Source organism: Pantoea sp. AG702, from assembly GCF_003182295.1.
In the GTDB taxonomy this organism is placed as follows: Bacteria; Pseudomonadota; Gammaproteobacteria; order Enterobacterales; family Enterobacteriaceae; genus Pantoea; species Pantoea ananatis.
The window spans coordinates 229,277-254,071 of record NZ_QGTU01000005.1 but is presented as its reverse complement, the minus strand read 5'-3'; the positions used below and the strand labels follow the sequence as shown (position 1 = coordinate 254,071).

18 protein-coding genes are annotated in these 24,795 nt (G+C 51.9%); 8 read left to right on the top strand and 10 right to left on the bottom strand.

Features of this window, described 5'->3' with window-relative positions; all coding sequences use genetic code 11:
- Positions 1-29 precede the first annotated feature (29 nt).
- Positions 30-1,676, bottom strand: coding sequence for a class I fumarate hydratase FumA (fumA, locus tag DFO57_RS15735; RefSeq protein ID WP_014598272.1), 1,647 nt, complete (start codon positions 1,674-1,676; stop codon positions 30-32).
- A gap of 156 nt (positions 1,677-1,832) precedes the next feature.
- Positions 1,833-3,341: a DASS family sodium-coupled anion symporter gene (locus tag DFO57_RS15730; RefSeq protein WP_110015512.1), complete on the bottom strand. Its 1,509-nt coding sequence runs from the start codon at positions 3,339-3,341 to the stop codon at positions 1,833-1,835.
- Positions 3,342-3,932: 591 nt separating this feature from the next.
- Here DFO57_RS15730 and DFO57_RS15725 point away from each other — a divergent pair.
- Positions 3,933-6,710: a flavocytochrome c gene (locus tag DFO57_RS15725; protein WP_064352080.1), complete on the top strand. Its 2,778-nt coding sequence runs from the start codon at positions 3,933-3,935 to the stop codon at positions 6,708-6,710.
- A gap of 66 nt (positions 6,711-6,776) precedes the next feature.
- Complete coding sequence (locus DFO57_RS15720) at positions 6,777-7,745, top strand: FAD:protein FMN transferase (RefSeq protein WP_019105902.1); 969 nt, start codon at positions 6,777-6,779, stop codon at positions 7,743-7,745.
- On the opposite strand, the gene dcuR is transcribed toward DFO57_RS15720, so the two are convergent.
- Both dcuR and DFO57_RS15710 read right to left on the bottom strand, forming a co-directional pair.
- Complete coding sequence (gene dcuR / locus DFO57_RS15715) at positions 7,739-8,458, bottom strand: two-component system response regulator DcuR (RefSeq protein WP_013027948.1); 720 nt, start codon at positions 8,456-8,458, stop codon at positions 7,739-7,741. The two genes, DFO57_RS15720 and dcuR, sit on opposite strands and share 7 nt — an antisense overlap.
- Positions 8,455-10,095 carry a sensor histidine kinase gene (locus tag DFO57_RS15710; protein ID WP_071887057.1) on the bottom strand — a complete coding sequence of 547 codons (1,641 nt, stop codon included), beginning with the start codon at positions 10,093-10,095 and terminating at the stop codon, positions 8,455-8,457. The genes dcuR and DFO57_RS15710 overlap by 4 nt, the downstream gene beginning before the upstream one ends.
- A 259-nt stretch (positions 10,096-10,354) precedes the next feature.
- On the opposite strand from DFO57_RS15710, the gene DFO57_RS15705 reads away from it, so the two are divergent.
- Both DFO57_RS15705 and mqo read left to right on the top strand, forming a co-directional pair.
- The gene (locus DFO57_RS15705) at positions 10,355-11,287 is read left to right on the top strand and encodes an Rpn family recombination-promoting nuclease/putative transposase (RefSeq protein WP_110015511.1); all 933 of its coding nucleotides are present in this window, start codon (positions 10,355-10,357) and stop codon (positions 11,285-11,287) included.
- A gap of 380 nt (positions 11,288-11,667) precedes the next feature.
- On the top strand, positions 11,668-13,317 hold the full coding sequence (mqo, locus tag DFO57_RS15700; RefSeq protein WP_014598277.1) for a malate dehydrogenase (quinone): 1,650 nt from the start codon (positions 11,668-11,670) through the stop codon (positions 13,315-13,317).
- An 80-nt stretch (positions 13,318-13,397) separates the two neighbouring features.
- Here the strand turns inward: mqo and DFO57_RS15695 are convergent, their stop codons facing one another.
- The 5 genes from DFO57_RS15695 to DFO57_RS15675 all read right to left on the bottom strand — a co-directional run bounded on the left by DFO57_RS15695 (position 13,398) and on the right by DFO57_RS15675 (position 18,596).
- Positions 13,398-13,685 carry a VF530 family DNA-binding protein gene (locus tag DFO57_RS15695; protein WP_014333227.1) on the bottom strand — a complete coding sequence of 96 codons (288 nt, stop codon included), beginning with the start codon at positions 13,683-13,685 and terminating at the stop codon, positions 13,398-13,400.
- 220 nt (positions 13,686-13,905) lie between these two features.
- On the bottom strand, positions 13,906-14,376 hold the full coding sequence (locus DFO57_RS15690) for a DUF1203 domain-containing protein (RefSeq protein WP_014604674.1): 471 nt from the start codon (positions 14,374-14,376) through the stop codon (positions 13,906-13,908).
- A 305-nt stretch (positions 14,377-14,681) separates the two neighbouring features.
- Positions 14,682-16,148, bottom strand: a complete 1,467-nt coding sequence (locus DFO57_RS15685) for an aspartate aminotransferase family protein (RefSeq protein WP_014604673.1) — start codon at positions 16,146-16,148, stop codon at positions 14,682-14,684.
- A 14-nt stretch (positions 16,149-16,162) separates the two neighbouring features.
- A complete protein-coding gene (locus DFO57_RS15680) occupies positions 16,163-17,545 on the bottom strand; it encodes a diaminobutyrate--2-oxoglutarate transaminase (protein WP_014598279.1) in 1,383 nt (460 codons plus the stop codon).
- A 466-nt stretch (positions 17,546-18,011) separates the two neighbouring features.
- Positions 18,012-18,596: a TetR/AcrR family transcriptional regulator gene (locus DFO57_RS15675; RefSeq protein ID WP_029569642.1), complete on the bottom strand. Its 585-nt coding sequence runs from the start codon at positions 18,594-18,596 to the stop codon at positions 18,012-18,014.
- 94 nt (positions 18,597-18,690) lie between these two features.
- Between DFO57_RS15675 and DFO57_RS15670 the strand changes: the two genes are divergently transcribed.
- Positions 18,691-19,581 (top strand): ABC transporter six-transmembrane domain-containing protein, encoded by an 891-nt coding sequence (locus tag DFO57_RS15670; RefSeq protein WP_029569643.1) that lies wholly within the window; start codon positions 18,691-18,693, stop codon positions 19,579-19,581.
- Positions 19,582-19,668: 87 nt separating this feature from the next.
- Here DFO57_RS15670 and DFO57_RS15665 read toward each other — a convergent pair whose 3' ends face one another.
- Entirely contained in the window at positions 19,669-20,685 is a 1,017-nt protein-coding gene (locus DFO57_RS15665; RefSeq protein WP_110015510.1) for a lipoate--protein ligase A, read from the bottom strand.
- Positions 20,686-21,151: 466 nt separating this feature from the next.
- Here DFO57_RS15665 and DFO57_RS15655 point away from each other — a divergent pair, with 466 nt between their 5' ends.
- Genes DFO57_RS15655 through DFO57_RS15645 form a run of 3 tightly spaced genes read left to right on the top strand, consistent with a single transcriptional unit; the run spans position 21,152 to position 24,635 of the window.
- Positions 21,152-21,655, top strand: coding sequence for a sugar dehydrogenase complex small subunit (locus DFO57_RS15655; RefSeq protein WP_110015509.1), 504 nt, complete (start codon positions 21,152-21,154; stop codon positions 21,653-21,655).
- A 24-nt stretch (positions 21,656-21,679) separates the two neighbouring features.
- Positions 21,680-23,284, top strand: a complete 1,605-nt coding sequence (locus DFO57_RS15650) for a GMC family oxidoreductase (RefSeq protein WP_072137396.1) — start codon at positions 21,680-21,682, stop codon at positions 23,282-23,284.
- Positions 23,277-24,635, top strand: coding sequence for a cytochrome c (locus DFO57_RS15645; protein WP_110015508.1), 1,359 nt, complete (start codon positions 23,277-23,279; stop codon positions 24,633-24,635). Before DFO57_RS15650 ends, DFO57_RS15645 begins: the two co-directional genes overlap by 8 nt.
- Positions 24,636-24,795: the final 160 nt, after the last annotated feature.

Sequence of the window (24,795 nt, the reverse complement as noted above, 5' to 3'; positions counted from 1 at the left end):
GCCGTTTCATCATGTTTACCGCCGCGTGTTTATTTCACACAGCGCGAGCAGTGCTCACGTTCGATATGCTGGAAGAAGTCATTTCCTTTGTCATCCACCAGGATAAAGGCCGGGAAATTTTCGACCTCTATTTTCCAGATAGCTTCCATCCCCAGTTCGGCATACTCCACGCACTCCAGACTCTTGATGCTCTGCTGCGCCAGAACGGCAGCCGGACCACCAATGCTGCCTAAGTAAAAACCGCCGTGCTTGTGGCAGGCATCGGTGACCTGCTGGCTACGGTTACCTTTTGCCAGCATGACTTTGCTGCCGCCATTTGCCTGCAGAAGATCGACATACGAATCCATGCGGCCTGCCGTCGTCGGGCCCAGTGAGCCAGATGCGTAACCCTCCGGTGTTTTGGCCGGACCTGCATAATAGACAGGGTGATCTTTAATGTACTGCGGCAAGCCTTCGCCGTTATCAATGCGTTCTTTTAGTTTGGCATGGGCAATGTCACGCGCAACGATGATGGTCCCGGTCAGGGACAAACGTGTCGAAACCGGGTATTCCGAAAGCTGGGCAAGGATGTCATTCATCGGGCGATTCAGGTCGATGTGAACCACTTCGCCTTCACCTTGCTTGCGCAGTGCCTCAGGGATATAACGCCCAGGATTGGCTTCCAGTTTTTCAATCCAGATACCCTCGCGGTTGATTTTAGCTTTAATATTGCGGTCAGCGGAGCACGAAACCCCCATGCCAACCGGGCAGGATGCGCCGTGGCGAGGCAAACGCACTACGCGGATATCATGTGCAAAATATTTGCCGCCGAACTGTGCTCCCAGCCCAAGCTGCTGCGCCGCTTCCAGTAACTCCTGCTCAAGCTGAACATCACGGAACGCCTGACCATGCTCGTTACCTTCTGTAGGTAAACCATCATAGTAGTGAGTCGATGCCAGCTTGACGGTTTTCAGTGTACTTTCGGCAGAGGTGCCGCCAATGACAAAGGCGATATGGTAGGGAGGACAAGCCGCAGTACCCAGCGTACGCATTTTATCGACCAGATAATTTTTAAGCTTGCCGGGGCTGAGCAGTGCTTTGGTTTCCTGATACAAATAGGTTTTATTGGCGGAACCGCCGCCTTTGGCGATGCAAAGGAATTTGTATTCATCACCGTCCACGCTGTAGAGGTCAATCTGCGCCGGAAGATTGGTGCCGGTGTTCACTTCTTTATACATATCCAGCGCGGCATTTTGGGAGTAACGCAGGTTATCTTCAATATAGGTATTGTAGATACCTTGCGACAGCGCGGCTTCGTCACCGCCACCGGTCCACACTCGCTGGCCTTTTTTGCCCATGATGATGGCGGTGCCGGTGTCCTGGCAGGTTGGCAAGACACCTTTAGCGGCGATCTCGGAGTTTCGTAAGAACTGCAGTGCGACGTATTTATCGTTATCGCTGGCTTCAGGGTCAGCCAGAATTGACGCAACCTGCTGCTGGTGGGCCGGGCGCAACATAAAAGACGCATCATGAAAGGCCTGCTGGGCCAGCAGCGTCAATGCCTGTGGGTCCACTTTTAATATGGACTGGCCGTCAAACTCAGCCACGGAAACGTGGTCGGGGCTAAGCAAATAGTATTCGGTGTCCTCGTGGGCAAGAGGAAAGGGGTTCTGATAAAAAAAAGGTTTGTTCGACATAGTATCTCACTTAATGACGTGCTGGCTCCGTTAACGCAGGCTGACAGGAGCAACATCAAAGGCGAATGAGTTGTTTATTATGCTTGCCAGCCATAAGCACAGGCTGGCAAGTGTTGGCATGTTATCGTATGACGCGTCGAAATGCATTTGACACAATCAGAACATCCACACCATCCAGGGGTAGGCGATGAGCATCATAGCAATCAGGAAGATAGCGCCAAAGATGGTGCCCAGACGCCAGTAATCTTTCGTAGGTAAATAGCCGCTGCCGTAATAAATAGGGCTTGGGCCGGTACCGTAAGGGGTGATAATCCCCATCACACCCAGTGAAGTACACAGCATCAGGCAAAACACGGGCATGTTAATACCTGGAATGGAAGCTGCAATGGTTAACATCGCAGGCAGCAAGGCGGTCGTATGCGCGGTGGTACTGGCAAACAGGTAGTGCAGCAGGAAGAAGGCAATCAACAGCACCACAGCCGACACTTGAGGATCGTATCCCTGCAGTAACATTCCCCCTTCTTTGCCTAGCCAGGCGATAAAGCCTACGCGGGCTAAACCATCGGCCAGCGCAACCAGTGTGGCAAACCAGGCAAAGGTGTTCCAGGCGGCTTTATTGCTGGTGATGTCGTTCCAGTTAAGTACCCCGGTCCACAGCATCAGGATAATCACCAGCAGAGCGGCCATGGCCGGTTCGATCCAGGCAGTGGCAAAAATCCACATCAGTAGCGCACAGACAACAAACACCAGTAACAGGATTTCATTACGGGTCAACTTACCCAGTTTTTCCAGCTCAGCAATCGCCCAGCGAGGCACTTCATCATTCACCTTCACTTCAGGCGGATAGAACCAGTACGCCAGCAGCGGCATGGTCAGAATCAACAGCAGGCCCAGTGGCAAAAAGGCAAGGAACCACATTCCCCAGGAGATATCAAAACCAATGACGCTTTTGACCAGCGCAAGGGCGAGCAGGTTGGGGGCCAGGGCGGACAGGAACATGGAGCTGGTGATACAGGCAGCGGTGATAGCAACCCACATCAGATAAGATCCAATTTTACGCGCGCTGGGGTCATTGGGTTTTGAACCATAAAGCGGCGGCAGATTGGCAATGATGGGATAAATGGTACCGCCACTGCGGGCCGTGTTCGACGGGGTGAAAGGGGCCAGCAGCAAATCCGCGAAGGTGATGGCATAGCCGAGGGTTAAACTCCGGCGGCCCAGGTATTTCACCAGAATCAATGCCAGACGGCGGCCGAACTGGGTCTTGTCATAGCCCGCAGCGAACATGAATGCGCCAAAAATCAGCCAGACGGTTGAGTTACCGAAGCCGCTGACCGCCCATTTAAATGACTCACTTGCCACTTTAAATTTGGGGTTGGCCAGTTCTGCCGGGCTAAAGAGCAGGAACTGGCTGAACAAGGCGATGACGACGACGCCGGTCAGACCAATCACTGCGCCGGGCAAGGGTTCAAAAATCAGCCCGACGATGACGCCGACGAAGATGGCAAAGAAGTGCCATGCATAAGGTTCAAGACCCGCTGGCACGGGGACGAGTAACAACAGGACGGCGACCAAAACCGGCAAAAGAAGCATAAGTGCTTTATTTTTGCCCGCAGCTGCAGGGGCTGCTTTTGGAGGCTCTTTGACGTTTGAGAGTTTTTTCATAGTATTTTTCTACGTGTTAAGGATAATTCGAGCAGCGTCCCGGCAATTCGTCCATAGGGAATTTTTTATTCTAAATTATGAGAATAAACCGTGATGCCTTATAATTCTTTAACTTGTCCTCTGGTGCGATGGAGGCATTTATAAAAGATTATGTGGATATGATGCGATTAATTAAAAACAGAATATTGATCCAGATCAAGTAAGTTAAAATATACGATTAAATTTTTAACAACTAAATTATTAATAACCTAGAGCCAAATATTTAAACTGCAAGAATAAGGGTTTTAAGCTTCACTTTGGGAAGGGCGAGCAACAAAATTATATGTTTAAGCTATTGTTTTTATTGTAGTATTTTTAATTTCCCAATTCTCATTGATTTTCTTTAACTATTGATTAACAATAAATATACATCACGATCCTGCTTTAATCAAATAGTAAACCTGAAATATTTAAAAGTTAAAAAACTAAAATTAAAACTTATGAAACTAAAATAATTGGTATATTAGCGTTATGACATCGGACCACTTATTTATTAATAAAAAAAGCGTCCGCACAGAATTCCCGAGTTTTGAATTTTTGGAGTTAATCGCAATGAATACACTCACCCCCATTCTCAATCCCATTACGTTGCCGCGTGGCGCAGTTTTAAAAAATCGCCTGATCATGGCACCCATGACAACCTGCACCGGTTTTTATGACGGAACGGTCACCAGTGAACTGGTTGAATATTATCGTGCCCGTGCTGGCAGCATCGGAACGGTCATTGTTGAATGCTGTTTTATCGATCCAAAAGGTCCCGCGTTTCCAGGGGCTATAGCCATCGACAGCGACAACAAAATTCCGGGCCTAAAGCGAATTGCTGACGCCATCAAGCAGGAAGGTTCGACAGCGATTTTGCAGATCTATCACGGCGGCCGCATGGTTGAGCCTGAGCTGATAGGGGGGAAAACCCCTGTCGCCCCAAGCGCCATTGCCGCACCTCGTGAGGGTGCCACGACGCCGCGCGCGCTAACGGCAGAAGAAGTGGATACCATGATCACTAAATTTGGTGACGCCGTTAACCGCGCCATTAAAGCCGGATTTGATGGCGTTGAAATTCATGGCGCAAACACCTATCTGATACAGCAATTTTACTCACCCAATTCCAATCAACGCGATGACAAATGGGGCGGCAGTCGCGATAACCGTGCCCGCTTTCCGCTGGAAGTCCTCGAAATTACCCATAAAATGGCCGCGCGATTTGCACATAACGGGTTCATCATCGGCTATCGTTTTTCCCCTGAAGAACTTGAAGTCCCGGGCATCCGTTTCGATGACACCCTGTACCTACTGGAAAAGCTGGCGGCACGCGGGCTCGATTATGTCCACTTTTCTGTTGGGCAGCTTATGCGCCCCTCTATCGTTGATACCACCGATCCAACCCCGCTGATTGAGAAGTTTATTAACATGCGGTCCCCAACGCTGGCGAAAGTGCCGGTCATTGGCGTTGGCGGTGTGGTAAACAAAGAAGATGCGGAAAAAGCGCTGGAAAAAGGCTATGACCTGGTTGCGATTGGTAAAGCCTGCATCGCTTATCCCGACTGGACAGATCGCATTATCAATAATGAGCATCTTGAACTTTACATCGACAGTAACCAGCGTGAAGCGTTATTGATCCCTGAACCGCTGTGGCGTTTCTCGCTGGTTGACGCCATGATTCGCGATATGAGTGAGTCGGGACGCAAATACAAAGCCGGTGTTTATCAGGAAAAAGTTGAGGCCGAAGCGCTTAAGCTGAAGATCAACGTCACGCTGGATACCGACCGTATTACAGATATCTCGCTGGTACCGGACGACACGCTGGACGTTGACTTCACTACCACCTTCGAAAGCCTGCGTAATCGTATTCTGGTGGCTAACAGCCCACACGTTGATGCTATCACCGGCGCGACCACGCAGAGTGAGGCCCTGAAAAAAGCAGTATCGCGTGCAATGACCACTTCAAATAAAGCCCATGTGATTGAAGAGGGCGGTAATCCCAATGCACCGCAACAGTATGATGTGGTGGTCGTGGGAAGCGGCGGTGCCGGTCTGGCCGCGGCCATTCAGGCGCATGATGAAGGTGCCAAAGTGGTTGTCATTGAGAAAATGCCCACTATCGGCGGTAACACGATCAAAGCATCCGTAGGGATGAACGCCGCCGAGACGCGTTTTCAGAAACTGAAAGGTATCGAAGACAGCAAAGAACTGTTTTATGAGGAAACGCTCAAGGGCGGTAAGTACAAAAACAACCCGACCCTGCTGCGCGAGTTCGTTGATTTGGCGCCTGAAGCCATTGACTGGCTGGCCGATCACGGTATCGAACTGAATGACATCACCATCACCGGCGGCATGAGCATTGATCGTACGCACCGTCCTGCCGACCGTTCGGCCGTTGGCGGCTTCCTGATCAGTGGGTTAGTGAAAAATATCAATAACCGTAATATTGACGTCCTGCTTGAAACCGCCGTAGAGGAAATTTTGTTCGACAACGGCGCGGTCAGCGGTGTCAAAGTGGTGGATGAATACAACGACAGCCGTATTCTCAATGCGAAAAGCGTCATCGTCGCAACAGGTGGCTTCAGCGCCAACCGGGAAATGGTGGTGAAATACCGCCCTGAGCTGGATGGCTTTGTCACCACCAACCATAAAGGGGCCACTGGCGCAGGCATTGCGATGCTGCAAAAAATTGGTGCGGATACTGTGGATATGGGCGAGATTCAGATTCACCCAACGGTTGAGCAAACCACATCCTATCTGGTGTCAGAGTCTATTCGTGGCGGTGGGGCCATTCTGGTCAGCCAGGCGGGACAGCGCTTCTGTAATGAGATGGAAACCCGCGATAAAGTTTCTGCGCAGATTATTGCACTGCCGGAGAAAAGCGCCTGGATTGTCTTCGATGAGCAGGTTCGTATGAATAACAAAGCGGCCGATGAGTATATTGCCAAAGGATTTGTCATCAGCGCGCCAACCGTAGGCGAGCTGGCGGTGAAACTGAATATGGAACACCGGACGCTGGAAGAAACGCTGCATCGCTATAACGGCTTTGTGATAAAGCAGAAAGACGCGGACTTCGATCGTCAGACCGCGCTGCGTCATCCGTTGAACGAGGGCCCTTTCCATGCGATCCGCATCGCGCCCGGTGTTCACCACACAATGGGTGGCGTCACCATTGATACCACCACAGCCGTGCTCGACAGCCATAAACAGCCAATCCACGGTGCCTGGGCGTGCGGTGAAGTTGTCGGCGGGATCCACGGTGCAAACCGTATCGGTGGTAACGCGGTTGCGGACATCATCATCTTTGGTATTCTGGCAGGTGCCAACGCTGCGGCGTTAGCCAAACGCTAGTCGTCACCGCCGGCATCTGCCCGCATGCAGGTGCCGGTTTTATTCCCTCCCAGAGCGGTGTCGCTTATGCAAACCGAGTCGCAAGTCTGTGCTTATTCCGCCGTCCTGATGGGATCGCCCATTCTGCTTAAGCTATTCGAGCACGACGAAAAGCTTGCGGCACAGGCTTTCAGATTAATCAAACAGTACGAAAATCTGCTGACGGTTAACCGGACGCACTCCGAAGTGATGGCGATTAACCATGCTGCCGGTCAGCATCCCGTGAGCGTCAGTCAACCCGTCTTTGATTTAATTCAGCGCGCACTTAACGTCAGTCTGTTACCAGACAGCAGTTTTAATCTCACGATTGGCCCGCTGGTGAAATGCTGGAAAATTGGCTTTCAGGGTGACTGCGTTCCTGCGCGGGAGACAATACTGGCAACGTTGCCCTTAACCTGTCCTGAAAATGTCCAGCTTGATGCGGAAACGCGTTCGGTGTTTCTGAACAAAACGGGGATGGAAATTGATCTGGGTGCCATCGCCAAAGGCTACATTGCCGATCGTGTGCAGGCCTTTTTGCAGCAGCAGGGCGTCGATAGCGCGTTGATTAACCTTGGCGGCAACGTGCAAACATTAGGCGCACCTCGTGATGCGCCGCAGCAGGGATGGGCAATCGGTCTGAAAACCCCTTTTGCGGCCCAGGATGCCCTGATTGGGGTCATTCATGTTGTGAACAAATCCGTTGTGACGTCCGGGATCTACGAACGTTACTTCGAACAGGATGGCGTCTGTTATCACCATATTCTTGACAGACATACCGGCTATCCGCTGGATAATGAGCTGTATAGCGTGACCATTATTTCCGACCAGTCGATCGACGGTGATATTTATACCACGCTGATTTATGGCATGGGCGTTGAGAAGGGCATTGCGTATCTGAAAAGCCATCCTGATATTGAGGCTGTCTTCGTGACGCGCGACAAGCAGGTCATTTGCTCGTCACAACGTCACTTTCACTTCACCTTACTGGATAACCGCTTTCAGCTCCGTCATTGACAGTACTGGCGTAAAAGCGTGTGGTACTCCGGCTGCAGACGATAGCGATACACCGGACGTCCCGTGACGCCGTAGTGAATACTGGTAAACAAAATATTGCTCTGCGCCAGCCAAATCAGGTATTTACGGCACGATACGCGAGAAATATTCACCTCAGTGGCCAGCTCATCGGTAGAAAACTCGGTACCGGGGTGCGCATCAATCCACAAACACAGCGTGCGTAATGTCTGTGGCGTCAGCCCTTTTGGCAGGCGTTTTGTCTCGCTGGCATTGGCCTGATTACCATGCAGCAGTTGATCCACATCGGCCTGCTGATAAAACTGATGATTATCCATCAGCCGTTTTTTCTGACGCCATCCGGTCAGCGCCTCTTCAAAGCGGGAAAACTGAAAGGGTTTTATCAGATAATCCACAACGCCGTAGTTCAGCGACGTTTTAATGGTCGCCGCATCGGCAGCGGATGAGATGATAATGACGTCAACCGGACGCCCCGCACTGCGCAGCTCTGGCAACAGGTCCAGTCCGTTTTCCTGCTGCATATAGATATCCAGCAAAATAAGATCAACGGGCGGATCTGTCTGCAACAGGCGCTCTTTGGCTTGCTGTAAGGTGGACGCGGTACCACAGCAGGTAAAACCGTCAATCTGCCCGATATAGCATCGGTTCAGTTCGGCCACCATGGCATCATCGTCTACGACTAACACATTGATCATTCGCTAATATTCCCTCTTTCCCACGGAAGTTGAACCAGAAACTGGGTATAAACGCCCGGTTCTGATTCCACGCTGACGTTACCGCCCAGACTTTCCGTTTGTTGCTTGAGTAAAAACAGTCCAACGCCACGATCTTCACCTTTGGTAGAGACGCCGCGTTCGAAAATGGCGGCGAGCTGATCGGCAGGAATACCGGGGCCATCGTCACTGACCTCGCACGACAGCCAGCCGTTTTGATAATGCAGCATGACATGGATTTCCCCTTCCATTTCCGGATCAAGCGCTTCCAGCGCGTTTTCAATCAGATTGCCCAGTACCGTGATAAGTGCTGCGATTTGCTGTTCACTGCCGTTGTCGGGCAGATAGCTGGCTTCGCTCAGGATCAGCTGGTGGCCTTCATCTGTTACGCGGTTAATTTTGCTCAACAGGAAGCCTGCAATAACAGGCGACTTAATCTTCTGTAGCAGCGAACCTATTTCCGTTTGATAGTTATTGGCCGTTTTAAGGATGTACTCTTCCATCTGCGCATAGTTTTTCATGTGCAGCAGACCAAGAATCACATGCAGCTTGTTCATGAATTCATGGGATCGCTCCCGCAGTGCATCGACATAGTTTACCATGCCGTCGAGACGCTGCATTAGCTGGCTGATTTCTGTTTTATCCCTGAATGTGCTCACTGCCCCAATAATACTGTCACGACTGCGCACCGGCACGGTGTTACTGATCAGTATTTTGCCGCGTACGTTGAGCTCTTCGTCATAAGAGGCTTTGCCTTCGTGCAATGCATCGCGTAAATGCGTCAGCATCTGTGCATTTTCCGGCACGCGGTCACCGCTCAGAAACGCTTCGCGGGTGGTTTCTTTTAACAGCTGCTGCGCAGCCTGATTAATCAGGCTGACGCGGGATTGATCGTCAACCGCAATCACACCTTCTTTAATCGAATCGAGAATAGCCTGACGCTCTTCAAACAAGCTGGAAATCTCATACGGCTCTAATCCCAGTAAAATGTGCTTTAAGCGTTTCACTAAGATTAATATGCCGAGCATGCCAACCAGTCCGCCAAACAGCACGGTCCAGAGAATATTCCAGCGGCTTTTCGCAATTTGCGCCGCGACGTCATTCACCGAGATCCCAATGGCCACCACGCCAATTTGCTGATGCGCCTGATTGAAAACGGGCGTAAATACCCTGAGCGCCTCAACCAGTACGCCATGATTCACCGCGACATTCTCCCTGCCGCGTAACGCCGGTTTAATATCGTTCCCGACAAAGTGCTGATTAACCACTTCAGGGTTCGGGTGAGAGAAGCGAATACCGCGCATGTCGGTGACGACGACAAACAGCAAATCGTTACGTTTTCGCGTTGCCTGCGCGATCGGTTGAATGATGGTGCTTCCGTCTGGCCGCGTCAGGGCCTGCTGAATCTCCGGGCTGTCGGCCAGAGTGCGCGCCACCGCCATCGCTTTATCTTTCAAATGCGAACGGGTGAAGTTATCGATCTGGATGTAATAAAGCAGATGGACGCTTAATATTACGGTCATCAGCACGGCCGCCATCATCAATGACGACAGGGTGCTGAGCTTCATTGGGCGCTTCTTTAACGATCGTTGTGGCCGGGAGTCATTCATAGTCAGCATCAGATGTGTTGAGGTACGCGTTGCAACATACGCGAAGTCGTCGCACCAGTACAGTTTGCGCCTGAAATCCAGTAAATTAAGCAGGTTAGCGTGCTTTTAACCGTGGATATCTGGCATGATGACGGACAACGCCTGTAAATCATACTGACAGCATGGCAGGTAAATCAGAGAGTGCTGGACAAAATGTATGTGTGAATCGACATATTCGTTTTCGCGCCGGTAAGCATTACGCCAGGTTGCGCTTGCAGAGTCAGGACAGATGAAGAAAAAAAACAGTACACCCACGCCTCACGATGCCACCTTCCGCCAGTTTCTTACGCAGCCAGAGATTGCGCGTGATTTTATGGAATTGCACCTGCCTGCGGAATTACGGGCCGTGTGCGATCTCAGCACGTTAAAACTCGAATCCGGATCTTTCGTTGAAGATGATCTTCGCCAATATTTCAGCGACGTGTTGTACAGCCTGAAAACCGCACAAGGCGATGACGGCTATGTTCACGTCCTGATCGAACATCAGTCCTCACCGGATAAGCACATGGCATTCAGGCTGCTGCGTTATGCCGTGGCGGCGATGCAGCGCCACCTTGAAGCCGGCCATAAAAAATTGCCGCTGGTCATCCCTGTCTTGTTCTATACCGGGAAACGTCGTCCTTATCCTTATTCCACGCGCTGGCTGGATGAATTTACCGATCCTGCGCTGGCCAACCGGCTCTATAGCACGGCTTTTCCGCTGGTGGATGTCACGATTATTCCTGACGAGGAGATTGCAGAGCACCGCAGTATGGCCGCGTTAACCCTGCTTCAGAAACATATCCACCAGCGCGATTTAGCGGAGTTGGTTGATAAGCTTGTCCCGGTCTTACTGGCGGGCTATCTTTCTTCATCACAGGTCGTATCGCTGATACACTATATCGTGCAGGCGGGAGAAACCGCCGACGCCGAAGCATTGGTAAGAGAACTGGCACATCGCGTGCCGCAACACGGAGACGCACTGATGACCATTGCGCAGCAACTCGAACAAAAAGGCATGGAAAAAGGCATCCAACTGGGTCGCGAAGAAGGCCGCTCAGAGGGAGAGCGCGAAGCGACGCTGAAAATCGCCCGTACTATGCTTCAAAGCGGTCTTGACCGTGAGACGGTTATGAAGATGACCGGCCTGAGTGAAGACGAACTGGCGCTGATTCGCCACTAATCCGTGTCCCTGAAGGCGTATCGTTCAGGGACGTCAGGTTGCGTGTACTGCCCATACTTTTTCGCCAACCGCCTCATCCTGTTCCGTGCATGTTAATGCACGTTTGCCGCAGTAAATAACCCCACTTTCCGGTCAGGCGCCGCCATTTCCGTTTATTCGTCGCACAGAGAATATTTGTGTTAGGGCATTGTATATTTCGAAACGCCCCTTTATTGTGTGGTTAAAATATATCGATAACAAAGTTAATCTTTTGTAACTAAATTAACTGCTAAACCCTGTCTTTTAATTTTTTAACTATTTTCATATTAACTACGAAATAACAATATTTTAAAGTTTCGGAACTTTTTTTAACTAGTTCTCCACGAAATCGTAGATCCCTAATGATTAAATCAACTAAATTTGTACCTGCACTGTCGCTTGCAGCGTTACTCGTTTCTTCAGTGACCCACGCTGAAAATTCACCAGAAAAAACAGATGTTCTGCTGATTGGCGGCGGTATCATGAGCGCCTCTCTGGGCACCCTGCTGGAAGAGCTGCAACCGGGCTGGAAACAGATCATGGTTGAGAAACTTGATGGCGTAGCGCTGGAATCGTCCAACGGCTGGAACAACGCCGGTACCGGCCACTCAGCCAACATGGAACTGAACTACACGCCAGAGCGTGCAGACGGTTCTATTGACGTGACCAAAGCGCTGGAAATCAACGAAGCCTTCATGATTTCTCGTCAGTTCTGGAGCTCTCAGGTTAAAGACGGCGTGTTAAATAATCCGCGTTCGTTCATTAACTCAACGCCGCACATGAGCTTTGTCTGGGGCGATAACGTTGATTATCTGACGAAACGCTATGCCGCACTGCAGAAAACTGTGCTGTTCCAGGGCATGAAGTTCTCAACCGATCACAAGCAGATCGCGCAGTGGGCGCCGCTGGTTATGGAAGGTCGCGATCCACAACAAAAAGTGGCTGCTACCTGGACGCCAGTAGGAACCGACGTTAACTATGGTGAAATCACCCGTCAGTTAATTGGCAGCCTGAAGAAGAACGATAATTTCCGCCTGGAAACCTCTTCGGAAGTGACCGATTTTAAACGTAACAGTGATAATTCCTGGCACGTTACCATTAAAGACGCCAAAAATGGCGGCGAACGTACCGTAGACGCGAAATACGTCTTTATCGGTGCAGGTGGCGGTGCGCTTAAACTGCTGCAAAAAACCGGTATTCCGGAAGCCGACAATTACGCAGGTTTCCCGGTAGGGGGATCCTTCCTGGTGACAGAGAATAGCGCCATTGCCGATCGCCATCTGGCAAAAGTGTATGGTCAGGCTTCCGTGGGTGCGCCACCGATGTCGGTTCCGCATCTGGATACCCGTTACCTTGATGGTAAGCGTGTCGTGCTGTTTGGACCTTTCGCAACGTTCTCAACCAAGTTCCTGAAAAATGGTTCGTTGTTTGATTTACTGAGCACAACGACCACGCACAACTTTATGCCGATGACCCACGTAGGCATGGATAACTTTGACCTAGTCAAATACCTGATCGGTCAGGTTATGTTGAGCGATGATGACCGTTTTGCCGCGCTGAAAGAGTACTATCCTGAAGCGAAGAAAGAAGACTGGAAACTGATTCAGGCCGGTCAGCGCGTGCAGATCATCAAAAAGGATGCGGATAAAGGCGGCGTGCTGAAACTGGGTACGGAAATTGTGACCGATCAGCAGAAAACCGTTGCCGCATTGCTGGGTGCATCGCCTGGCGCATCCACGGCTGCACCTATCGCAATCAATGTGATGCAGAAACTGTTCCCTGAACAATTCAAGTCAGCAGAATGGCAGGAAAAAATCCGTAAAATCGTTCCTGCTTACGGCCAGAAACTGAACGACAACCCTGCGCTCACGCAGCAGGTCTGGGATGAAACGGCAGCAACGCTGCAGCTGACCAAGCCGCCGGTTATTCAGATGGGCAATCAGCCAACTGAAGCGCCCGCTGCTAACAGCGAAAAAGCCCCAGCCTCGGCGAAGCACGATATGGCGCTGTAATACGGTCATCTGAACGAAACTAAGCCCGCGCCATCCGTGACGCGGGCTTTTTTTTTGTTTAGAAGGGCGTTAACACGTTTTCAGGTTTTATCTTCGCGCCAGTTAGCCCAGGGATCATCACTGGCTGGGGGCGCAGAATCCGGCTGAGATTCACTCAGCGAAGCCAGATAGAGCGCTTCCACTTCTGCCCGCGCCCACGGCGTACGGCGTAAAAACTTCAGGCTGGACTTCACGCTGGGGTCGTTTTTAAAACAGTTAATATTGATGCGCTTACTCAGTTCAGGCCAGCCATACTGTGCGACAAGGCTGTTGACCTGCATTTCAAGCGTAACGCCATGCAGGGGATCTTTAGAGGCGTGAACGGTCATAGTCTTTCCGATAAATGCGGTAAAAAACCGATCCTGCAGTATGGTGCCTCAGGGTGCAAGCGCTGACTGAACATATTCGCTGTCTGTTCTGAAAATCTGCTGCACGCATTCCTGGGCTATCTGAGCGCGCTGTATCATTTCACTCTCTGCGCCTCACCGACTTCGGGAACAAAACAGACGAAGCGCACCTTTCGCCTTCCCCCGGTCACTGCCGGGCCCGTTAGTCACAACGATCTACCCGGCAGGAATAACATCCTTGCCTGGCGTTATGGACCTGGATATAGCGCACCGTCGGGTGGCTAAAAAAGTGCGTTATCATTTCGTCTGCTGCTTTTCCTTCACAGACGTCTGCCTGGATAAGTAAATCTTGCGCATCAAAGCCCCGTGACGAAAGAAGCCGGTGCGTCATGACCGGGGGTAATGCATTAATGTAAATGCCCTGTTGGGTACAGTGCTCCCAGAGGTAGATCGCATGAGAACCATAATAAGGCGTTTGGGCCGGTTGATAGAGATGATTAATCAGCAGCGCGGTTTCACCCGCCGGGATATCACGCAGTGAAATTCTGTCGGGATAGCCAGGAGCGTTTTCTACTTTCAGTCTCATTACGCCATGTTGTTTTAAATAGCGCTCGTTCTGTCCGTAAAGGTGAGTGAAAGCATCGGCTTTCAGGCCTGAGATTTGATAGGTCATTGTGATCCTCCGGTTATCAACAGAAGGACGATAACGTTTCTGCGTCAGCCGTTCTCGCTGTTTTCGGCCACGGAGATGATCACGCCAGTGGTGCGCGATATCCCATAGGTGCTGCGCTTTTTCTTCGCCTTAAAGAGATCTGCAAACGGCAAGTCCATCAACGCCGTGACGTCCAAACAGATGATAACCTGTTGATTAAAGGGGCAGGGAGGCATTCAGAGGGAGGGTGCAGCGGACTTATGCGCCAGCAGCATGGGAAATAAAAGCGCTATGCCGGTGACACTGTCACCGGCATGATGAAGCACTTAGCGTAATGACTGGGCTGTTTTCTCAAGCAGTGCCAGCAGGACGGTAATATCTTCCAGCGTCACGGTTGGATTTAACAACGTCATTTTCAGACAGGTAACGCCGTTATGCTCGGTCACGCCAACGTTGGCGCGACCTGATTCCAGCAGAGCATCGCCAATACGCTGATTGAACAGCGCAACGTCGGCATCGCTCCACTCCGCCATCTGTTGTGGACGATAACGGAACAGGACGCTCGCCAGTTGAGGTTTCATAACCAGTTCCAAGGCGTCGTGCTGCTCAACAAACTGCGCCACCTGCTGAGCCAGCGTTACGCCATGGTCGATAATGGCGGCGTACTGCTTCTGACCGAGGGCTTCCAGCCCCATCCACAGTTTCAGCGCATCAAAACGACGGGTGGTCTGCAACGATTTCGAAACCAGATTCGGCACGCCCTGTGCTTCATCAAACTCAGAGTTCAGGTATGCCGCCTGATAGCGCATCAGCTCATAGTGACGGGCTTCTTTTAACAGAAAAGCACCGCAGCTTATGGTCTGGAAAAACTGTTTGTGGAAGTCCAGCGTAACGGAATCCACCAGGTCCAGCCCGTCCAGATAATGACGATACTTCTCTGACAGCAGCAATGCACCGCCCCAGGCCGCGTCAACGTGCACCCAGATTTTCTGCTCTGCGGCCAGTTTGACGATATCACGCAGCGGATCGATAGCACCGGCGTCGGTGGTGCCTGCTGTCGCGACAATGGCCAGCACCTGTTCATTATTGGCTTTCGCCTGTGCCAGTTTGTCAGCCAGATCGGTCATGTCCATGCGTGCAAACTCATCGCATTTCACTAACGTCACGGACTGGTAGCCCAGGCCGAGGAGCGCCATGTTCTTCTGCACGGAGAAGTGGGCATTCTCTGAACAAAAGACTTTGATCTTTCTGAGATCGCCGATCAGCCCGTCCTGCTGAACAGAATGGCCCTGACGGGCAAAGAAGGCATCACGCGCCAGCATCAGCCCCATCAGATTGCTCTGGGTGCCGCCGCTGGTGAACACGCCGGCATCGCCTGCCTGATAACCCACCTGTGAACGCAGCCATTCAATCAGCTTCATTTCAATCAGGGTGGCAGAAGGCGCCTGATCCCAGGAATCCATACTCTGGTTCGTCGCGTTAATCAGCACCTCGGCAGCCTGGCTAATGACCAGACTCGGGCAGTGCAAATGCGCCACACACTGTGGGTGATGGACCGACAGACTGTCTTTCAGGAAATACTCAATCGCGCGCTCAATGGCGGCCTGGTTGCCCAGGCCCTCGGGATTAAAGTCCAGTTGGATACGTTCGCGCAGTTCAGCAACTGTTTTACCCTGATACATTTCAGGCTGTTCCAGCCACTTAACCACTGCCGCACTGCTTTGTGCGATAGCCTGCTGGTAAGCCTCAGTGCTTTGCACTGAGGACGCCAGAATCGGATTTGACCGTGACATCGAATTTACTCCACTCAAACTGCTTCGACGCCAGCGGCAAGCAGGGCGCTTTCGAACTTATCCAGGAAAACCTGCATTTCGTCATGATTGATCAACAGGGAAGGCAGCAGACGCAATACGCAACCGTGACGTCCCCCGCGCTCAAGGATCAGACCGTTTTCAAAGCATTTCTTCTGAACCAGAGCCGATAAATCGCCATCGGCCGGGTAGCAACCCATATGATCCTGCGCTTCGTTCGGCTTGACCATTTCAATACCGATCATCAGGCCAAGACCGCGAACGTTACCGATGGCAGGATAACGTTTCTGCAGTTCGGCAAGTTTGCCTTTCAGCCACTCACCTTTTTCAGCGACGCTGCCAGCGATGTTGTTTTCTTTCAGCAGCTTCAGCGTGGTCAGGCCGGTTGCCATGGCCAGCTGGTTGCCACGGAATGTCCCGGTGTGGTGGCCAGGTGACCAGGCATCAAACTGCTTTTTGATCCCCAGCACGGCAAGCGGCAAACCGCCGCCGACGGCTTTTGACATTACAATGATATCGGGCTCAATACCGGCATGCTCGAACGCAAAGAATTTACCGGTGCGGGCAAAACCTGCCTGAACTTCATCCAGAATCAGCAGAATACCGTGTTCCTGGGTGACTTTACGGATGCGCTGCAGCCATTCAGCCGGGGCAGGGTTCACGCCGCCTTCACCCTGAACTGCTTCGAGGATCACGGCCGCAGGTTTGCGCACACCACTTTCAACGTCGTTGATCAGGTTTTCGAAGTAGTAGGTCAGCGCTTTTACGCCCGCGTCACCACCAATGCCCAGCGGGCAACGGTACAGGTGCGGATAAGGCATAAACTGCACTTCAGGCATCATGCCGTTAACGGCTTCTTTCGGTGACAGGTTACCGGTGACAGAAAGCGCACCGTGCGTCATGCCGTGATAACCCCCTGAGAAGCTGATCACCCCTGAACGGCCAGTATGTTTCTTCGCCAGCTTGATAGCGGCTTCAACGGCATCCGCGCCGGAAGGACCGGTGAATTGCAGGCAGTATTCTTTGCCCTGACCCGGTAACAGGGAGAGCAGGTATTCTGAAAACGCATCTTTGAGTGGCGTGGTCAGATCCAGAGTATGTAACGGCAAGCCGCTGGTAATGACATTTTGGATGCTTTGCAGTACGTCAGGGTGATTATGACCTAACGCAAGCGTTCCGGCACCGGCAAGACAGTCAAGATACTGTTTGTTCTCGACGTCTGTGATCCAGACACCATTAGCTTTCGCAATCGCTAATGGTAATTTACGCGGATAACTTCGAACATTTGATTCAAACTCGGCCTGGCGGGCCAGATAAGACTCATTGTTACCGTTTAATGTATTCGCATTCAAACTATCAATACGGACTTTATCCGTCATCATATCTCTCCTACAACCGGGCGTGGCATCACGCTGCAGTTGGATAAGTGAATAAAATTTAGAGCTAGTGTTAAAAACGCGGCCAATATATTGGTTTTTATCACAGGACTCAATGATTAATTTTATGAGGATTTGTTAATGTATTTACTTTATAAACCAGCGACTTAGACCCAAATTAACGGTCAGGGCAGCCACTTTTATCAAAACCTGTAAACAATAAAGCGCCAAAAAACACCTGCTTATCGCATTTCAGCATCAGTCTGGGCGAGAAAAATAAAGTGTGTTAGCAAGCATTTCTGCGCGAATAAGCGATAAAATTTGAGATTAATCAAGCCACAAAATGTAAAACGCGCGCCATTTGAATGACACATTTAAAGCGTACTGCACATCATTCGTATAACTTCTATTTAACATTTAATTAATGGCAATAAAGATGAAAACGGCGCTTTACTGACTTCCCGCTCCGTTAACGCATAAATTGCACAAAGTGGTGAATGTCGGCCAACGCCTGCTCAATTCGCGAGGGTGAAGACGTAATACTCAGCAGATCGGCGTAGCCGTTGAGTAAGGCGTTAAGCTGGCGTGCGCTGCGTGCCACATCATCCGTATGCAAGCACCCTTGTTCAACGCCCGCGCGAATAATCTTGCAGAGCAACGCATCCCAACCGGCGATAATCTTGTCGGCCAGTTCAGCGTAATCGGCATTATGGCTGGCCATTTGCCAGAAGGAAGCATAAAGCCGCCAGACTGAATCTGATGTGTCAGGAATGTGGCCTTCAATCATAGAGTGTAGTTGCTGCACAGGATCCAGCGCGGCCAGCTCAAGGGTGAAATCATCCAACTCGCGCTGCATATAGTGCTCCAGCGCAGTCAGGGTGAGCGTGTGCCAGTCAGGAAAGTAGTGATAAATATGGCTGCGTGAAATACCCAGCGATTCCGTTAAGTCACGTGTCGTGGTTTTTTCAATTCCCTTCTCGATAAACAGCGCGATGGCGCCCGCAATAATCGTCTCTTTGCGTGTTTCTCCAGACGTTGCCGTTGATGCTTTCATTGTGACTCCTGGATTGACTTTGAGCAATCGCTCAAATACGATGCGCTGGCTATTGAGCGACCGCTCAATTTTAACCGTTTACCAAAAGAAAATCATGTGTTCTCACAAAACAATAACGCCGGAGACGGCGCCGCAAAATGCCATTGCCACCCTCAAGATGCTGGGACGTCGTCACAGTAAAAAGCTCTTTCTTACCCTGCTGTTAGTGGTGGCGGAAAACGTTACCTACCTGCTTTATCCGCTGTTAGCCGGGTTCGCCATTAACGCCATTGTCACCGGGCAGGCGCTTCATGCTGTGCTTTATGCGGTCATGGTCTTTGCAATGTGGGCAATAGGCGCCGCAAGACGCAGCGTTGATACCCGCACCTTCGCCCGTATTTATGCCGAACTGGCCGTGCCGGTTATCGTGGCACAACGTCACGAGAAGCAAAATGCTTCCACTATCGCCGCTCGCGTGACATTGTCACGTGAGTTTGTCGATTTTTTTGAGCTGCATCTGCCAACGCTGATCACCTCTCTGGCATCGATTAGCGGCGCAGCCATTATGCTTCTGGTAATTGAGTTCTGGACGGGCGTGGGCTGTCTGATCATTTTGTTGATACTTGCCTGCTTTCTGCCGGGCTTCTCGCGCAAGAACGAAGCGCTGTTTGGCCGTCTGAATAACCGGCTTGAAAAAGAGGTTAGCCTGGTCACCGTTGCCCAGGCACCCGCTCTGGCGAAACACTACGGCGTACTGGCGCGATTACGCATAGGGCTATCCGATCGCGAGGCGTTAGGTTTTATAACGATAGGTACAGCAGCGGCGCTGCTGTTTGCCTTTACCATCCTGTCCATGACCCGTAAAGGGATGGGTGACGCAGGGCACATCTATTCGGTCATGACCTATCTGTGGATGTTTGCCATGAGCCTGGATGACGGACCGCGATTGCTTGAAAAATATTCGCAACTGAAAGATATCGGCAAACGCGTCAATACGGGAAGCTAAGTTGAACCTGGGCAGCCGCAGGCAATCGTCTGACGCGGCCCATTTCTGCTGCTGAGCCGGGCAAACGCTACCTCGCTCACCGGACTGTCAGCGGAGACTTGTCACCAGCCATTGTGCAAGCTCATCCAGTTCGTGCTGCTGCAGCGGATAGTCCGTTTTCAACGTTTCTACATGCTGAGCCATAACGTCAGGCTGATAGGCTGCACCCTGTAAGCGGGAGGCCAGCACCTCCAGTGGCGCAGGGTTCAGGCTGTCGCTAAATATCTGACAGCGGCTAATGGCGCCCCGTTCAACATCAAAATGTATCTCCACGCCGCCCCATACAAAGCGATGATCCAGAAGATGCGAAAAGTCTGGCGCCTGGCCAAAATTCCACGCCCAACTGCTTTGACGGGCAAACTGTTGTTCAAAGCCCGGCAGATCCGGCAGGTTATCAGGAGAAATAACATCGGGTTCACAGCGAGTTGCAAAGTGTTCAAAACAGGCTTCCGTGATGGCATGGCAAAGGCGTTCGTAGCTGATATTGGGCACCAGCGTTTGCAGGTTTGTCACGCGTGCTCGCACGGAGGCGATGCCTTTCGCCTGTAACTTTTTCACGTCGGGATTGAGATAATCAGCCAGGCGCGACAGATCGGCATTAATTAGAACTGTGCCGTGATGAAAGCCACGGTCGGGCGTTTCGCGATAAGCAGAGCCGGATATTTTGCGCACGCCATCACCGGTGTCGATCACCAGATCGTTTCGTCCTGAAACCTGCGCATTGACGCCCAGCGTTGCCAGTGCCTGCAGGATGATAGCGGTTGAGACACTTTTATAGTAACCTGGCTTGCCCGCCATAAAGGTAAAGCAGCAGTTGCCCAGATCGTGAAACACCGCGCCGCCTCCACTGCTGCGTCGTGCCAGCTTAATACCGTCCTCTGCCATACGACGTGTATTGCACTCTTTCCACGGGTTCTGCGCCCGACCAATGACCACCGTTTCCGCATTACGCCACAAAAACAGTACGCGCTGGTTAGCCGGCATCTGGCGAAAAATACACTCTTCTACCGCCAGGTTAAACCAGGGATCGTTCGATTCTGATAACAGTAAACGTAATGGGGGCATGATCAACTCCGTTTGCTTGAGAACGTGTGCCGCTGCAGCAGGGCAGAATGGCAGTTTACTTCACTCCGCTTCAAAGACAACGATCGCCCTCCATAGCCTGAAAATGCCACATGGGCCAGCGTGCTCTGAGTTCCGCTTCGTATCAAATTTGTTTAATATCGATTTAATATATTTATAACCCAAGCAACTATCTGGTTTATCCTCAGCGGATTGTTAACATTTAGTTAATTACCAGTGGATCATTGAGAAAGAGACGTTCATGATCCCGCAGACTGAAAGCGGCAGATGGCAGACTCACCAACCATTATGCTGTTGAATTGGCGCTTAACCAGCGGCTTCAGGTGCGAACGCGGCAGGGAATGGCTGTGTATCCTGGCCCAAATATTATGCGCACTGCCAGCACAATAATCCGTATTACGCAGGCTGATTTGCTGCCAGCGACAGGTGGCTTTTACTGGAAGATATGATGAATCACTATTCACGCCGACGCGTGCTGAAGATGGTCGGTCTGGTTGCTGTAACCAGCGCTGCCGGACATCTGCTCCCTCTTGCTCGCCTCAACGCCGCCCAGCCCGATGCCCAGACAGATGAGCTGGATATCTTTATGCAGGTTTCTCAGCAGCTTACCCAGCAGGATGAACTTAACGAAACCGTGGGTGCTGCGCTGTATGACACGTTGAGTCAGATCCAAAAGAATTTCTCCTCTGCGCTTTTGCGTTTGAGTAGCCTGCTGGCCCATCAGCCCGATCTGTTGCAACAGGAACGCCTGCCGTTTGCTGAGAGTGACGCAGGTAGCGCGAAGCTGGCGAGCACTATCCTGAGCGGCTGGTACACCGGGGTTGTGGGCAAAGGCAAAAATGCACGCTACATCACCTACATTAACACGCTCGCGAATCAAATTGTGAATGACAAACTGGTACCGCCGAGCTTCTCCTATGGCGTCTGCGGCAGCTGGGCGAGTCAACCGTGATCCTTTTTATGAGTAATGTCATCAATGAAGAAGAATGAGTCGGCGGATGTCGTTGTGATAGGCGCGGGCGTAAATGGCGCTTTGCTGGCTACCCGACTGGCCAAAGCGGGTAAATCCGTTGTATTACTTGAGTCCGGGCCGAAAATTGGGCGCGATGAGCTGGTCGAGCGCTTTCGCAGTTCCGCCTTTAAGTCTGACTTTATGTCACCTTATCCCTTTTCTCCCATGGCACCTCAGCCACGCTATACGCCTGAGCCTAATGATTATCTGCAACAGCTCGGTCCGCAGGCGTTTAATGCGCAATACATCCGTATTTTTGGCGGCACCAGCTGGCACTGGGCTGCTCAGCTGTGGCGCTTTGTGCCAAATGATTTTCAGCAACACACCCTTTATGGCGTGGGCAAAGACTGGCCGATCGGCTATCAGGATTTGGAGCCCTATTACTATGAGGCAGAGGTCATTGCTGGCGTCGGCGGTTCGCCTGATAACGGCTCGCCACGCAGTAAACCGTTTCCGATGGCGCGCGTGCCGGCTTCATGGCTTCAGCAACGCGTCACGGCCAGACTGGCACCCGACTTCACCGTGCTGGACGACAGCACGGGACGCAACAGTCGCAGTTACGATGGTCGCCCGGCCTGCTGCGGTAACAACAACTGTATGCCGGTGTGTCCGATTGATGCTCAGTATCACGGCGGTCTGGCCGCTCAGCAGGCTGAGGACACAGGCGTTCAGGTGATCACCGAGGCGGTCGTGTATAAGCTTGAGCATGACGCGCAGGGCAGGATTGTTGCCGCCCACTATTATGACTGGAATAAAACCAGCCATCGCATTACGGCACAGACATTTGTTCTGGCGGCCAATGCGATTGAAACGCCAAAGCTTTTACTGATGTCGACCAGCGATAAATTTCCGCACGGGATTGGCAATGCCCGTGACAATGTTGGTCGTAATCTCTGCGACCATCCCGCCATTGGCGTCACCTTCGACGTGGATGAAGAGATTTGGCCCGGACGCGGACCTGTCAGTCCCTGTTCAATAGGGCAGTTCAGAGACGGCGAATTCCGCCGCGAACATGCGCCATTCCGTCTGGATATCTCCAATGCATCACAGGTGGCAGCGGTGACGAAGGAAGTGCTGGAAGAGGGGTACTTTGGTAAAAAACTCCAGGAGCAGGTTCGTTTTCGTGCGGCCCGCCGACTGAGCATTAAAAATGCGCTGGAACAGCTCCCCAATCCCGATAACCGCGTGACCCTGAGCAGCAATAAAGATGCATTAGGATTACCCACGCCTGCGCTGTTCTGGGATGTGGATGACTATGTGCAGAAGGGCACGGAAAAAACGCGAGAGTGCTACGATGCGATAGCGGCAAAACTGGGTGGGACCAATATCCGACACAGCAAAAGCGGTAAATTTTCGAACCGTCAACATATCATCGGTACGTTGTCGATGGGACTCGATCCGGCAACCAGCGTAACCGATGTCTGGGGACGGGCGCACGATCATGAAAACCTGTTTATGGTCGGTACCGGCGTGATGCCAACGGTCGGCACCTGTAATGTCACGCTCACCGCCATGGCGCTTGCGCTGCGTACCGCTGATAAGATTTTGCAGGAGACACAGCATGGGTAAGCGATTGAGCCGATTGCTGCCCGCCACGCTGCTAATGCTGACTGCAACTCAGAGTAGCGCGTGGGCGGAAAGCCAGACTGACCTCATAAAACGAGGGGAATATCTTGCTGTGGCTGGGGATTGTGCGGCCTGCCACACAGAGGAAGGCAAAGCGCCGTTCAGCGGCGGCCATGCCATCGGTAGCCCTTTAGGCATTATTTTTAGCACCAATATCACGCCCTCGAAAACAGCCGGTATTGGTCACTATACTGAAAAACAGTTTGCCGATGCGCTACGCAGAGGCATTCGTGCCGATGGCAGTCATTTGTATCCGGCTATGCCTTACACCGCCTATGCCAAAGTGAGTGATAGCGATGTGTCTGCGCTTTATGCTTACTTTATGCATGGTGTGAAAGCGGTCGATAGCCAGCCAGAAAAAACCGATTTGCCGTTTCCGTTTAATCTGCGCTTTAGTATGGCGGCGTGGAATTTCCTCTTCCTGGACACAAAACCCTTCAAGCCCGATCCCAGCCAGTCCGCGGAATGGAACAGGGGGGCTTACCTGGTCGAAGGGCTAACGCACTGCAGCACCTGCCATACGCCGCGCAATTTTTTGATGGCTGAGCAGCAGAGCAAATCGTTACAGGGCGCCTCTTTAGGGACGTGGTTTGCGCCTGACATCACCGCCAATACCTTACAGAGTGACGATCAGTGGTCACGGGAATCGCTGGCAGCTTATCTGGCGAGCGGTCACGCCGATAACGGTGCGACGGCAGCGGGGCCGATGCTTGAAGCGATAGACAAGAGTTTTTCGCGTATGACGCCGGAAGATCGGGCGGCCATAGCAACCTACCTGATGCCTGCCGCCGATCAGGAAGAAGGCGAGGCTGACGCGGATTCAGATGTTCAGGAACCGGCTAGCGGACTCACGCCGGTGACCGGAGATGATACGCCAGACATGCTGTCCGATTTAACGGATGGCGAGCGCGTATACCGCAACAACTGTGCCGCCTGCCATAACCTTGAGGGACAGGGCCTGAATGGTTTACCTGCCCTGAGTAAACATCCGATCCTGGAAAAGCCTACGGCCGATAACGTTGCCATGGCCGTGCTTGAAGGTGTCTGGCCCGCAAACGGTCAGGGCATGATTGGTTTTGCCCATACGCTGGATAATACGCAAATTGCCGACGTCACGAATTATGTCATGCAGGATATAGGCAACAGTGCCGTGCGCATTACCCCGGAACGGGTGAAATCACTGCGTCAGGGCGGCGAGCCGTCACTGCTTTTACCGATAGCCCGCGCAGGGTTGGCAGTAGTTGTGCTGATGATCGGACTGCTGCTGTTTTGGTGGTGGCGCCGCCGACGTTAACCTCTCCTTCTCCATGTCATGGATGACGTGGAGCGCTGCCTCGACATCTGCGCGTTCCCCGATACGCCCGACCGGTGAGGCTGGCACCATCAGCCTGCTATCAGAGCCTGCTGCCTGTACTCTGAACAGGCGCAAGGCGATGCCGGCGTTCCTGTCTTAA